We start from the raw sequence: 14,755 nt of genomic DNA, 5'->3' as shown, positions 1-14,755 counted from the left end.
GCAATCTCATGAAGTAGTATAAAATTCCTGAGATTGCTTCGTCAATTGCTATGCAATTTCCTCGCAATGACGCCTCGGCTTACATTTTTCATTGACATTATTCTTAATATATTTTAATAATTGCCGCCGCAATATATTAAATAATAGAAATAATTCAATGACTACCTCTGATACTGGAACCAGATACCCAAGTTACTACATCCCATATACCAAAACTACTTCTAATATAATATCACGTCTTAAAGCTTTAAAAGCTAAGATAGCGAAAGTAAACCCGATGGCTATAAGAGATAATAAATGGTTGGATTTACATATAGCGGTAGGAGCTAAAGAAATAAAGTTAGTAAAAGCTTTATGCAATGAAAAAAATATTAATGCTACAGATGCTAAATGTAGAACTCCTTTGGAGTTAGCAATACTTGGCAATGATTTAGAAACAGTAAAATTTTTAGTTCAGATGGGAGGAAAAATTGCTCCTAACATGTATGGTTGGTCTGCTATTCATTTAGCAATAAAAATCGGTAATGTAGAAATGGTAGAATATTTATATGAAAATACGGAATTTCAAAAGTACGATAAATATGGATATACTTTACATGATTGGGCAGAAGCAATGGGGCGTGGAGAAATAGTACGGTTTTTTCATGATAAAAATCATAATAATAAAACCCCTTTAGAGTTAGACGTAGAATCGAAGAACATTTCATCAGTAAAAGCATTAATTAGCAAAGGTGCTAAATTTGATATTAAAAGCGAACTCGGTTATAAGATTTTTGAACTTGCTATTGATTCTGAAGATATGAAATTAATAGAGTATCTAGTAAATCATACGCTAGTCGGTAAAAACACAGGGCAGCAAACTCTTTTAGAAAAAGTAGCTCAAATTTATGACAAGAATATAAATCTCTCGAAACTAGTAAAATTTTTGATTAAAAATAATGCAGGATTTGATAAAGCTTTAGGACAAAAGCTTTTACAAAAAGCAATATATGCTGATGATTTGGAGTTAGTAGAAACTTTATATAATAAGGGTGTTGATGCCCAGTATAAAGACCAATTAGGACGTAGCGGCTTACATCATGCTATAAAAGCTAATTGCGGTGAAGAATTAATCCAGTTTTTGATTGAACACACTACGGATATTAATTATCGTGATAAATCGGGCTTAAATCCTTTAGGCTTAGCAAAGAGTAATAATTGTACCGTAGCTACAAAATTATTACTCGAAGCCGGTGCGTATGAAGGTTATATGTATGATGATGTTATTAAGGTGTTAGGAGAATACGGATACTAAATAGTCATTGTGAGCGGGCGTTGCCTGCGTGGAGCGATTCCCTCCCTGTCATCCCGTGGCTTGACCTATAGTACCGGACATTTTTTTAAAAAATCTCGATGTCATCCCCGCGTGGATACCAACTCGTCATTGCGAGGAGCGAAGCGACGTGGCAATCTAGAAAAAATAATAAAAAAATTCTGTAAATCAGAATTTTTAACTGGATTGCTTCGTCGAATTACTATGTAATTCTTCTCGCAATGACGAAAAAACGAGCCATACAACAAAGCTACCACCATTGCAGAATGCAAATGCCACATATTCATACTAAATTTGTAAAATATTGTATATAATTATTAATTATAATAGACATATTAAAAAATTGTATTAAAATTGTAACAATTCCTAAGTTATTTAATTTTTATTAAGGTTTACATATTATGGCGAATATTTCTCCAAAATTATTTCAAAAAGCAATACAACAAGGTCTTAAGACTGCTTTATTCACCACCTCAACCGCAGCAATAATGCTGAGTAGTAGTGGGACACTCGGTGCCGGTGTCGCTTCTGGTGTTATTTCTGTTAATGATGCAGCATTTAGTGATCTTGCTGTTGCCAATACTTGGAATGAGATAACGGCTGCAGGAGCAGCTAATGGTAATCCTGCTAACGGTCCTCAAGACATTGAGGCATTTACTTACGGTGGGGATCATACTATCACTGCAGATGAAGCTGCTTGTATTATTACTGCTATAAATGTTGCAGGCACTAATCCCGGAGGTTTAAATATTACTCAAGATACCAGCGTCGGTTCTATTGTTACAGGCGGTAACTTGTTACCTGTTACTATCGCTGACGCCAAAAGCTTAACTTTAACCGGTACTGAGGCTGTTGCTGCAGTTCATGGTTTTGATGCTGCTGCTGATACCTATACAGGTTTAGGAAATATAACTTTAGGGGGAGCGAATGCTGAACTAATTATACAATCTGCAACTCCGGCAAAGATAACACTTGCAGGAAATATAGATGGAGGAGGTATAATAACTGCCAATACAGATGCTGCCATTAACGGAATAATAGGTAATACTAATCCGGTAGCTCAAATAAGCATTGGAGCAAGTACTCTTTCTCTTGGAGAGGCAGTTATTAAAACTACTACAGCTAAGTTAACAGATGCAGGGTCGGTATTAACGCTTACAAATGTAATATTAACCGGTGCTATAGATAATACCGGTAATGCAAATAACGGTGTAGTAACATTTACCGGTGATAGTACGGTAACAGGTAGTATAGGTGGTACAGAACTCTTCGCAACAGTGAATATAGGAGCAGGAATAACATTACAAGCCGGAGGAAGCCTAGCTGCGAATAATATAAATTTTGGAGCCGCGAGTAATTTAGAGTTTAAAGGTCCTGCCGGTGAGAATTATAACTTAATCGGAACTATAGCAAACGGTAATAATGCTACACTTAATATTAATGCTGCCGGTACAGTGATTGCAAATGATAACAGTATCGGTACGGTTGCACAAATTAACATTCAAAATAATAAGATTTTTGTAATAAATGCTAAGAACGCTGATGTTGATATATTAGACGCTCAGGCGATTAGTTTTAAAGGAGCAGCTTCACGTCTTTTCTTAGCTAACGTTAGTACTACAGATGATAGAGTTATCACTCTTAAAAATCATTTACCCGGCCTTGCTAACGGTGGTGGTGAGTTAATTCTTTTGAGTCCAACAAAACTTATAACCGTACAAGGTGACGGTGGAGCTAAAACAATAGGTACGGCAGGAAATGAATTGGCATCATTAAGTGTTTTAGGTCATGTAGCATTGAATGATATAGATGCTACAAATGTTCCTGTATTTAATATCCTAAATGTTACAGACTTTGTTGATGTAGGCGGTATTACTAACCAAATTAATGTAATAAATATCGGTGCTGCAGGCGTAGGGCCTACAGGTGAAGCGATTCCTGCCGCTGCCGGTTCTTATACGATTGATGCAAATGGCGGTAATGTAGGAATTTTAGCAAACGGTCAGACTATTAATTTTGCTCATGAAGACGCAACTTTAGTATTACAAAATAGTGCAGCCGGTAACGGTATGATAACATTAAATGCCGCACTTGATCCTGGAGTTCCAAATAAAGGTAAACTTGCTGTAGATTCAGGAGCTGCGGGTGGGAAAGTAATTCTTGCAAGTGTCGGAAATGCTACTTACGGTACTGCAGTAAATAAATTAAAAGAATTAGAATTTAGAGGAAACGGAACATTCCAAATAGATACTGATATATTTGCTAACGATTTAGAATTATCAGTGCCGGCAATTACCTATAATAAGGATATCAACTCTAATTTATCATTCGGTGCTGCTACTGCTTTAACTCAAAACGGTAATATTAACGGTAATGTAGATTTCAATAATCAAGCAGCAGTTATAAAACTTGGTGCAAATAAAAATATCATCGGTAGCGTTACAAGCAGCAATGGAGTTAACGGTACAATCATTGCAACCGGTGCAAGTACTATTAATGGACCTATTACAAATATTGCTATGTTAAAAGTAGGTGCCGGGGCTGTAAGCATAACCCAAGACGGTAATACTAGCATCACTGAAATCCAAGGTAACGGTACTGCACTCTTAACATTACCTGCAAACTTTAACTTAACAGGCAGCATAAATAAAACCGGCGGTCAGGCTCTGAAGTTAAACTTCACGAATGGCGGTAGTGTTAGCGGTGTTGTAGGGACTGCGGCTAATTCGGTTGGTGATATCACAACGGCAGGCACAACAAACTTTGCAAGCAGTGTTAATGCAAAAGGTGCGGCGACGCTCGGCGGTACTACAAGTTTTGCCGATACATTTACTAACACCGGTGCAGTTACTTTAGCTAAAGCTTCTATCACTAATTTTGCTAAAAATATAACAGCTACCAGCTTTGCAGCTAACAATGCTACTATTAATTTCGGTAATAGCCTAGCCTTTAATAGTAATATAACAGGTAGCGGTACTACAATTAACCTAGGAACAAATCAAGTAACATATACTGGTACCGGTAGCTTTACCTATACGCTAACCTTAAATACTACTTTTGACGGAGCAGCTAAGTCAGGTGGTAATATCTTAATTAAATCAGGTAGTACTCTTGATTTATCAGGGGTTTCAACTTTAGCACTTGTTGTTACTGCTACTAATTTCGACATTAATAATATAAGTCCGGATACAAAATATACGGTAATATCTGCAGAAGCGGCAGGTGGATTAAAGCCTACTCCCGCAGGTAATGTTAAAGTAACCGTTAATAATGATAACCGCTTTGTCAACTTTACTTTTGATGAATCTACTTTAACGTTATTTGCGAAAGATGTATCTCAAGAAGTTATAGATAACGACTTCAAACCGGGCGGACCGCTTGCAAATATCCCAAATGCTGCAAATGTAAAGAAATCGCTTGAGTTAATGGAGCAAGCACCAATCGGTTCAGATGCACGTTTAGCTTTTGATAACTGGGGTAAACTGAATCCAATCCAAGAAGCAGATGCTGTAACTCACCTCATACAAGACGTTGTAAAGCCTAGCGATACTATAGCTGCTATTAATAATCAAGTTATACTAAGTAATATCTCAAGTAGCTTAATTAATCTAAATGCTAGAATGGATGCAATACAGCCGGCTGCCGTAGCTGCCGGTGATGAGGACAGAGATGCTAAGTTTGGTGCATGGATAAGTCCGTTTGTCGGTAATGCAACGCAGAAGATGCGTAACAATATAAGCGGTTATAAATCTGATACAACCGGTGGCACTATAGGTTTTGACGGCTTAGTTAGCGATGATCTAGCACTAGGGGCTGCATATACAAGAGCCGATACCGATATTAAGTTGAAAAATAATAAGACGGGCTATAAGAATGAGGTAGAGAGTAACATCTATTCCGTATACGGTTTATATAATGTACCTTATGAAAATCTCTTCGTTGAAGCTATAGCATCTTACTCGGATAATAGGATAAAAAGCAAATCAAGACGTGTTATTGCAACGGCACTAGAGACTGTCGGCTATCAAACTGCAAACGGTAAGTATAAATCTGAAAGCTATACAGGTCAGTTAATGGCTGGTTATACCTATATGATGCCTGAGAACATTAACTTAACACCGCTAGCTGGGCTTAGATATTCGGCTATCAAAGATAAGGGTTATAAGGAAACCGGTACTACTAACCAAAACCTTATAGTTAAAGGCAAGAACTATAATAGCTTTGATGGTTTACTCGGCGGTAAAGTATCAAGTAATATCAATGTCAATGAAGAAGTAGTGCTAACACCTGAGCTTTACGCAATGGTTGATTATGCATTCAAGAATAAAGTTCCGGCGATTGATGCAAGATTACAAGGTATGACTGCTCCTTTCCCAACGGGCAGCTTTAAGCAAAGCAAAACAAGCTTTGATGTCGGCGTCGGTGTTACTGCTAAGCACAAAATGATGGAATACGGTATTAACTACGATACAAATATCGGAAGTAAGTATTTCGCTCAGCAAGGTAGTGTAAAAGTTCGTGTAAACTTCTAATGAGCATGGTACTCGTTATTGCGAGCAGGCATAGGCTGCGTGGCAATCTCATGAAATAGTAACAAACTCCTGAGATTGCCACGTCAAGGCTTCGCCTTTCTTCGCAATGACGGAAAGCCAAACTACGCAGAAATGACATCGAACATCTACAAAAACAATATAAAAGCCTATATAGTTTGACTATATAGGCTTTTTTGCTTTATAATGTAGTCTTGAGAGCCGTCATTGCGAGCAGTCATAGGCTGCGTGGCAATCTCGTCAAACATCCTGAGATTACCGCGTCGCTTCGCTCCTCGCAATGACGATAAAAACTTAAATAAAAAATTATGTTAGATAATATTAGAAAAACTGCCGATAGTTTTATAATGCGAGTTTTATTCGCAATGATAGCTTTTGCTTTTGTCGGCTTTGGTATTAAAGATGTATTAAACGGAAGAAGAAGAGGTGATATTGTTACTTTTTCTCATGTGAAAAATATCTCCCAAGAAGATTTTTTGAGAGCGAAATCTTTAGAAATTAATGCTATAAGTAAGCAAACAGGAACAAGTTTAACGGATGAAGAAATAGCACAGTTAAATATTGATAACCGAATCCTAAAAAGGCTTGTTTACGATAATGTTTTAGATTATTTAGTTAGTTATTATGACTTAGATCTAAGTGATGATACAGTTAAAATTTTAGTCAAAGAATCACCGGTTTTTAAAAATGAGCAAGGCGTTTTCGATATAAAAATTTTTAAAACTTATTTTAGAAATTCTTATATGGATGAAGAAAAATATTTATTAAACTTCAAAGAAAAAGCTCTAAAAAATATTTTTGTCGGTAGTTTTGTAGAAAGTTTCTATGTTCCTAAAGCTATGACTGACAATATAGTAGATTATATGGCTGAAAAAAGAGAGGTAGAATTAGTACAGATAGATTTACAAAATAAACCGAAAGATTTACAAATCTCTACCCCTACCGACCAGCAATTAAAGGATTTTTACCAAGATAATAAAACCTCGTTTGAAGTACCTGAGAAACGCAGCTTTTCTTATATTAAAGCTAATATTAAGGATTTAAAAGCCTTAGTTACTCAAGATGAGTTGTTAGAGTTTTATAATGAAAATAAAGATGAATTCGGTGATCAAAGTTTTGAAGCAGTACAGAAACAATTACATGATTTATTAAAGGCTCAAAAAATCGACATACTTAATATGGAGTTTGCTAAAAAGCTGGAAGATGAGACGGCAGCCGGTTCTAGCTTAGTTGAAATTGCCGAAAAATATAAGCTACCGATACAAAACGTTAACTATATCAGCTATGCAGAACTTATTGAAGATAAAATAATTGCCGAAAATGTTGATAGTATTTTTGAGCTTTCGGAAGGAGAATTATCTTATCCTATAGAAGCAGAAGATAAAAGCTATCTTATATTGGTAGAATTAAAATCGATTCAGCCGGCAAAAATACCTGAATTTGATGCTATTAAAGAGCAGGTAAATAAAGCTTGGATAAAGCGAAATATTGCAGATGTGAACTTAAAAATTATCAAGAATTTAGCAAAGGAGTATAATTCAGATCAAGAGAACATAAAAGAGCTTAAAACTACCGGAATAAAAATAAGCAAAAAAAGCTATATTAGATCCGAAATGGAAAATGATCTAACCCTAACTCCTGAAATATTATTATCAATTTTTAATACTAAAATAGGAAGTAATACACCTATATTCCAAGTAGGTGATGAAGTATATTTCGCACATATTAAATCTAGAAGTATCGATGAATTAACGGCTAAAAATATTCATGTCAATTCAGAAAAAAATATAATATATAATATTAAAAATTCTGTAATTGACGAGCTAATTAACTACACAATTATTCAGAATGATATGCAGGTAAAAGGGAATTTTAGCAGATGATGAGGAAGTGTTTTCGATGTCATTCCTGCGAAAGCAGGAATCCATTACTTTAAAACGTTTTAAAAGCTCGATTTATCTCGCTTTATGATGGATTCCTGCTTTCGCAGGAATGACATAAAACGAGCCACGCAATAATGTCATGCAGTAATGACATAAACATTATAAACAAAAAAATAGAACTATGAGCTTTAAAGATTTACCGGAGTTTTTAAAATTTTTAGAAAAAAACGGTGAGCTAAAGCGTATTTCTACCCCAGTTAAAACTGACCTAGAAATTACTGAAATCAGTAGAAGAGTATTAGCACAAGGCGGACCTGCATTACTTTTTGAAAATGTTATAAAAGCCGATGGCACTAAATCCGATATACCTGTTCTAACTAATCTTTATGCTAGTATAAATCGTATTTGTATGGGACTTAAACTTAAGTCACCTAAAGAATTAAGAGAGCTTGGCGTTTTACTAGCATTCCTTAAACAGCCGCAACCTCCTGCATCTTTTAAAGAAACATTATCAATGTTACCGCTTGCTAAGCGTATATTTGCGATGTCTCCTAAAATCGTATCAAAAGCAGCTTGTCATGAAATCGTCATTGACAAACCGAATATCAATATATTACCGATCCAAAGATGTTGGCCTGATGATATTTCGCCTTTAATTACCTGGGGGATAGTAGTTACTAAAGGACCTAGTAATGATAAAATAGATAATTACAACCTTGGTATATATAGGATGCAAACAATAGCTCCTAATAAGCTATTGATACGTTGGTTAAAGTTACGGGGCGGAGCAGAGCATCATAAACGTTGGAAAGAAGCAAAAAAAGAGCCGTTTCCTGCTGCTATCGTTATTGGGGCAAATCCGGCAGTAACTTTGGCAGCGGTTACACCGATACCTGAGAATATCTCAGAATATAATTTTGCAGGTTTACTCGGTAATGAAAAAGTAGAGCTGGTGCAATGCAAAACTATTGACTTAAAAGTACCTGCACATAGTGAAATAGTGCTAGAAGGTTATGTAAGTTTAGAGGAATATTTGCCTGAAGGCCCTTTTGGGGATCATACCGGATATTATAATGATGTTGAGGAGTTTCCGGTCTTTACCGTAACTGCGATAACGATGAAGAAAAATCCAGTATATTTAAGTACCTATACCGGAAAACCGCCTGATGAGCCGTCAATCTTAGGTGAAGCATTAAATGAAATCTTTATTCCTATCTTGCAGCAGCAATTTCCGGAAATAGTCGATTTTTGGCTTCCACCTGAAGGTTGTTCATATAGAGTTGCGGTAGTATCGATTAAAAAGCCTTATCCTGGTCATGCTAAAAGAATAATGCTTGGGATTTGGTCGTACTTACGGCAATTTATGTATAGTAAGTTTATTATAGTTGTAGATGATGATATTGATGTTCGTAATTGGCAAGAAGTAATTTGGGCAATAGCAACAAGAAGCGATCCAAGGCGTGATACGAGCTTTATAGATAATTCCCCGATAGATTATTTAGATTTTGCATCACCCGAGTCAGGTCTTGGTAGTAAAATGGGAATAGATGCAACCGATAAAATATACCCTGAGACAAATAGAAAATGGGGTAAAAAAATAGAAATGAGTCAGGAAGTTATCGACAAGGTTGATAGTATGTGGGATGGTTTAAAGATATAAAGTATATACTCGCTGAATTTGAAAAATTGGCGTCGTTGTTTCATATTTTTTGATCCTCACGTACTAATATGTACGCTGCGGTCAAAAAATGTGAAACGCCTTGCTCTTTTCCAAATTAAACTTCGTTTACTATTTATATTAATTGTTAATTTTTTAGAAACATCTTGGAACTAAACATGTATAACATCCCGCACGAGACGATAATTAATAATTTCAAAGAAATAGCCTATAAATCCGCCTTTAAACTCGGTCAAAATATTGCGGCAACAAAAGGAAAAGTTATATTCCAAAATGATTTAATGCAATTAATATGCTATGAACCGAAAGAGAAAGTTCATAAGATTCCGATATTTATTATTCCGCCATGTATAAATAAATATTATATACTTGATTTATCTTCGCATAATTCTCTAGTATCTTTTTTGGTAGAAAATAATTTTCAAGTTTTTCTTATTTCATGGGTTAACCCTGATATTTCTCTATCGGAAAAAGGCTTCGAGGATTACTTAAAAGACGGTATTTTAGCACCTTTTGAGTATGTTAGAAATCTTGGTTTTGAGAAAATTGATTTTGTCGGGGCTATTGCATGGGTGGTACGTTCCTTGCTATAATTATCGCCTACTTTAAAGTAAAAAAATAGATTCTGTTCACAGTAGTACTTTCTTTACTACTTTGCTTGATTATACTCACCCGGGCGAGCTTGGAATATTTTTTAATGAAGCTACGATTAATTACATTAAAGAAGATATAAAGCTAAAGGGCTATTTTGACGGACAATATTTATCAAATAGTTTTAGTTTGCTAAGGGCAAATGATCTAATTTGGACGTTTTTTGTCAATAATTATTTGCTTGGTAAAAAACCTATGCCTTTTGATTTGCTATATTGGAATGCGGATTCTACTAACTTGCCGGCAAAAATGTATGAGGAATATTTACAAAATACATATTGTAATAACTTGCTAAAAGAGTCTAATAATTTAGAGGTACTCAGAATAAAAATAGATCTTGGAAAAGTTGATTGCAACACTTTTTTCGTAGCCGCAAAAGAAGATCATATAGCTCCATGGCGTTCAATATATGATGGAGTAAAATTATTAAACGGACATAAGATTTTTTGTCTCACGGATTCAGGTCATGTAGCAGGTGTAGTTAATCCTCCTGCAATTGCTAAATATAATTATCGGCTTAACGATGACTTAAGTTTAAGTAGTCATGAGTGGCTTATAAAGGCTACGGAATATGAAGGCTCATGGTAGAACTATTGGCTTGATTGGCTTATAAAAAATAATGATAATAAGCTAGTAGATTCTTTAGATTATCAGAATCTAGAGGCTATTGAAGAGGCACCGGGCAGTTATGTAAAAAGATAGGTGTTATGGCGTATTTCGTCATTGCGAGCAGCCGTAGGCTGCGTGGCAATCTCATGAAATAATATTCCTGAGATTGCTTCGTTAATTACTTTATAATTTCCTCGCAATGACGATTTGCAAGCCACGCCTAAAATATAAATAAGTTATGAAGAGAAAAAATAATAAATTTATAGAAATATCTATTGCCTTTATCTTAGGAGTTGCTTTAGGTATTTATGGACAGAATCCGGATTATTTTACTAATCTAATAAATCAAAAATCATTAGCTTCATCTGCACCGAAAATAAAGCATTACAATACTTCAGAGCTTTCAAGAAGTAAAGTTAGTACATGTTTTACTCCTCCTGCCGGTTGTACTAAGTTTATAGCAAATCAGATAGATAGAGCTGAAGAATCTATTTATATGCAATCATACGGTATGAGCGATGCGTTAATTACTACTGCACTTATTAATGCACAGATGCGAGGAGTAAAAGTTAGAATATTGCTTGATCGTAGTAATCTTAAGCAAAAATTTTCTAAATTGCATGAATTACAACGAGCAAAAATTGATGTGGGCATAGATAAAGTACCGGGAATCGCTCATAATAAAGTTATCATTATCGATAGAAAGAAAGTAATAACCGGTTCGTTTAATTTCACGGCTGCTGCTGATAAACGTAATGCTGAAAATGTAATTATTATAGAAGATCAGGAACTAGCAGAGTCTTATTTACAAAATTGGTTAAACAGAAAGGCGAGTAATTGAGGGGAAAGCCGTTATTGCGTGGACAACGCTCCGTCATTGCGAGCAGCCATATGGCTCCTTTATGTCATTCCCGCGGAGGCGGGAATCCAGAAAAAAGTATAAATACAGCAAATTTTTGAAATTAAAAGCTCGATTTATCTCGCTTTATTATGGATTCCTGCTTTCGCAGGAATGACATAAAAAAATAGTTAAAAATTACGCAGATTTCTTATTAAAGTTTTTTTGTACTTGTTCTGTCATATTTTGCATATTATTAGAAGCATGATGAACATTCTCGGCAATATGCTTATTTGCAGCTTCTAATATTTTGTTTGAAGACTCATAAGCAATACTTGCTAATTCCTTAGCATTATCCATAGATGTTTCATAAATAGATTTTAAACATTTTTGATGACATTCACTAGCTTGTTTGAAATCTTTAGAATTTGCTGCTTCTTTAGTAGTATTCAAAATAGTATTAACATTATTTTGTATAATCTCGGAATTTTTCCTAAGCAAATATTGCATGCTTTCTGTAGCAATTTGGTTAGTTGTTAAAAGAATATTCATAGCTCTTTGCATTGTATTTGTGATAGATGAAAGATCTACACTAGGAATATTTTTCATAGAACTCATATAAAATTCCGGATTCATATAGGATTTCATTAAATCTAAAAATTGTGTATTATTTAACATTATTCATTTTCCTAAAATAAATTAAATTTTTTACTTAAAAAATTTTTTGTGTTTTATAGGTTACGTATATGTAAACATAAATCCTCAATTCATGCTAACATTTATAAAATTATGAGTCAATAATTGTTAGCATTAAGAATAATATTAAAAATAGTTAAGTTTTTATAAATGTTAGACACATCAATTCAAGAATTAATAGATAAGTGGCAAAAATACCTCGTTTTGCAAAGAAATTACTCTAATCATACAGTAATTTCTTATAATAATGACCTTAAGCATTTCCTTGAGTTTATGAATTATTATAATTCAGAGCTTGTAACGATAAACCATATTAAAACCGCAGATATAAGATTGATCCGAAGTTGGCTTGCAAAACGTAACTGTGATAATTTTACCACTTCTTCAATTTCACGTGGTTTATCTGCAGTAAAAAATTTTTATAGGTTTTTAGAGAAAACAACGCAATTAAATAGTCATATAATTTTTTCTATAAAATCTCCTAAAAAAACTAAATTATTACCAAAAGCTTTATCGGAGGATGATGTAGTAATATCACTTGAACATATTGAAGAATACGGGAATGTTAAGTGGGTAGAGCTTAGAAATAAAGCCCTACTTGTTCTTATATATGCTTCAGGTCTACGTATATCGGAGGCATTATCAATTACGAAACTTCATCTACAAAATCTAGAATTTATAAGAATAATAGGTAAAGGTAGTAAAGAAAGAATAATTCCGTGGTTACCGATTGCTAAAAATTTAATTACCCAATATTTAGAAATATTGCCGTATAAGCTAGGTGATAATGAACCGATATTTAGAGGAAAGCAGGGTAAGAAATTGCAGCCACCGGTATTTAATCGTGAATTAATTAAATTAAAGCATTTTTATGGTTTACCGCAGCATTTAACTGCTCATTCATTTAGGCATAGTTTTGCTTCACATTTGCTTGAGCATGGTGCAGATTTACGCTCTATTCAAGAGCTATTAGGTCATAAAAGTCTATCTACTACACAAAACTATACTAAAACAAGTATAAAGCATTTAGAGGCTGTATATACTACCGCATATCCAATTAAAAAATAAAATATATTAATATTCATAATCTTCTTGCGTTAATTTTAAGCTATATATTATATTTTTTTAAAAACCTTTAAACCTAATATAGGTTATCAGTAAATAAACTTTAATTAGTAATTAAAGAGTTTTTTTAGCGAAAATTAATAAGGTTTTTGTCGGAATAGTTATTCATATTTCAAAAAAATCTTATAATTTGCAGCAAAAAAGAACTAAATTACCGGTTAAAATTTGTTTACTGATAGCCTCTTAAAAGCTAATATTGAGATATTAATATGCTAGAAACACCTAAGTTACCTATGGGATATAAACCTTCTAAAGATGAAGAATATATGTGTCCTAATCACCTAGAATATTTTAGACAAAAACTTTTAAGATGGAAAGAGGATTTATTAAAGGAATCTCAAGAGACTTTAAATCATTTAAAGGAAGAAAATTTAAAAGAATCCGATCTTAACGATTGTGCTACTCACGAAACAGAAAGAGCTTTTGAGCTTCGTAGTAGAAATAGATATTGTAAATTAATGAGTAAAATAGAAGAAGCATTATCACGTATTAAAAATGGGGAATACGGTTACTGTGAAGAAACAGGCGACCCAATAGGTATAAAAAGATTAGAAGCACGACCTATTGCTGCATTATGTATTGAAGCTCAAGAGCGTCATGAAAATTATGAGAGAAGTCATTTGGATGAGCCTGGAAACTGAGCGGTTGGATATGAGTCGTCATTACGAGCCGGCATTTATGCCGGTGCGGCAATCTCAGGAGTTTTTTAAATATTATCTTATGAGATTGCCGCGTTTGCTAACGCAACTCCTCGCAATGACGATTCGGGTATCCACGCGGGCAATGTCCCGACTATTAGCGATTATATACCTTAAAACCTAAAGAAGTTAGAGTATTTACCGTTTCAAATAAAGGTAATCCCATAACATTTGAATATGAGCCGGAAATAAATGAGATAAAAGCTTCTGCATAACCGGAAATTTTACAGCCGCCGGCTTTATCTATTCCCTCATCCAAAGAACAATAAAAATTAATCTCTTCATCACTTAATTTTTTGAACTTAACAATAGTCTGAACTATTTTTTGCCTAACTGTAAGCTGATCATTCTCTTTTTTGATAATACATAAACCGGTATAGACGTGATGACGACGTCCGGATAACATCTTAATACAATTCGTGACTTCTTCATAAGTAGTAGCTTTCGGCAATATTCTTCTACCTACTGCCGCTATGGTATCGGCAGCTATAATTATAGCGGATTCCTCTATTTGAGATGCAACTTTTATAGCTTTTTCGTAAGCAAGTCTTATGGTTAAGGGAGCTGGTAATTCACGCAAATTAGGTGTTTCGTCTATATCTGCCGGAATAATTTGTGAAGGGATAATTTTGATTCTGTTTAGTAACTCAATTCTTGCAGGAGAGCTTGATGCTAATATAATCGGTAGTTTTTTTTTGTTCTGCTTCATACTTAT

At 34.3% G+C, this 14,755-nt stretch carries 10 protein-coding genes and 3 pseudogenes; 10 read left to right on the top strand and 3 right to left on the bottom strand.

The features are described from left to right. Positions 1–157: 157 nt before the first annotated feature. The 7 genes and pseudogenes from ACE38Q_RS05765 to ACE38Q_RS05735 form a co-directional block, all read left to right on the top strand. Positions 158–643: pseudogene (locus ACE38Q_RS05765) on the top strand (ankyrin repeat domain-containing protein); the annotation flags it as partial. 156 nt (positions 644–799) lie between these two features. Then, entirely contained in the window at positions 800–1,294 is a 495-nt protein-coding gene (locus ACE38Q_RS05760; protein ID WP_500191337.1) for an ankyrin repeat domain-containing protein, read from the top strand. Between the two features lie 692 nt (positions 1,295–1,986). Next, positions 1,987–5,844 (top strand): annotated as a pseudogene (locus ACE38Q_RS05755) (autotransporter outer membrane beta-barrel domain-containing protein); the annotation flags it as partial. Positions 5,845–6,170: 326 nt separating this feature from the next. Continuing rightward, complete coding sequence (locus tag ACE38Q_RS05750; protein ID WP_500190428.1) at positions 6,171–7,745, top strand: SurA N-terminal domain-containing protein; 1,575 nt, start codon at positions 6,171–6,173, stop codon at positions 7,743–7,745. A 181-nt stretch (positions 7,746–7,926) separates the two neighbouring features. Continuing rightward, the gene (locus tag ACE38Q_RS05745; protein WP_500190427.1) at positions 7,927–9,405 is read left to right on the top strand and encodes a UbiD family decarboxylase; all 1,479 of its coding nucleotides are present in this window, start codon (positions 7,927–7,929) and stop codon (positions 9,403–9,405) included. 176 nt (positions 9,406–9,581) lie between these two features. Further along, positions 9,582–10,016: a hypothetical protein gene (locus ACE38Q_RS05740; protein WP_500190426.1), complete on the top strand. Its 435-nt coding sequence runs from the start codon at positions 9,582–9,584 to the stop codon at positions 10,014–10,016. A gap of 61 nt (positions 10,017–10,077) precedes the next feature. After that, positions 10,078–10,500: pseudogene (locus ACE38Q_RS05735) on the top strand (PHA/PHB synthase family protein); the annotation flags it as partial. 260 nt (positions 10,501–10,760) lie between these two features. Here ACE38Q_RS05735 and ACE38Q_RS05730 read toward each other — a convergent pair. Further along, positions 10,761–10,901, bottom strand: coding sequence for a hypothetical protein (locus ACE38Q_RS05730; RefSeq protein ID WP_500190425.1), 141 nt, complete (start codon positions 10,899–10,901; stop codon positions 10,761–10,763). A gap of 20 nt (positions 10,902–10,921) precedes the next feature. Here ACE38Q_RS05730 and pld point away from each other — a divergent pair, with 20 nt between their 5' ends. After that, positions 10,922–11,524, top strand: a complete 603-nt coding sequence (gene pld, locus ACE38Q_RS05725) for a phospholipase D (protein WP_500190424.1) — start codon at positions 10,922–10,924, stop codon at positions 11,522–11,524. A gap of 195 nt (positions 11,525–11,719) precedes the next feature. On the opposite strand, the gene ACE38Q_RS05720 is transcribed toward pld, so the two are convergent. Beyond that, on the bottom strand, positions 11,720–12,199 hold the full coding sequence (locus ACE38Q_RS05720; protein ID WP_500190423.1) for a phasin family protein: 480 nt from the start codon (positions 12,197–12,199) through the stop codon (positions 11,720–11,722). Between the two features lie 168 nt (positions 12,200–12,367). Between ACE38Q_RS05720 and ACE38Q_RS05715 the strand changes: the two genes are divergently transcribed. Both ACE38Q_RS05715 and dksA read left to right on the top strand, forming a co-directional pair. Further along, the gene (locus tag ACE38Q_RS05715) at positions 12,368–13,285 is read left to right on the top strand and encodes a tyrosine recombinase XerC (RefSeq protein WP_040256497.1); all 918 of its coding nucleotides are present in this window, start codon (positions 12,368–12,370) and stop codon (positions 13,283–13,285) included. Positions 13,286–13,551: 266 nt separating this feature from the next. Beyond that, positions 13,552–13,983, top strand: coding sequence for an RNA polymerase-binding protein DksA (gene dksA, locus ACE38Q_RS05710; protein ID WP_032073655.1), 432 nt, complete (start codon positions 13,552–13,554; stop codon positions 13,981–13,983). Between the two features lie 154 nt (positions 13,984–14,137). On the opposite strand, the gene ACE38Q_RS05705 is transcribed toward dksA, so the two are convergent. Then, the gene (locus tag ACE38Q_RS05705) at positions 14,138–14,749 is read right to left on the bottom strand and encodes a Maf family protein (protein ID WP_500190422.1); all 612 of its coding nucleotides are present in this window, start codon (positions 14,747–14,749) and stop codon (positions 14,138–14,140) included. Positions 14,750–14,755: the final 6 nt, after the last annotated feature.

This window comes from Rickettsia endosymbiont of Thecocarcelia acutangulata (assembly GCF_964263195.1).
Lineage (GTDB): Bacteria > Pseudomonadota > Alphaproteobacteria > Rickettsiales > Rickettsiaceae > Rickettsia > Rickettsia felis.
This window is presented reverse-complemented; position numbering and strand designations above follow the sequence as displayed.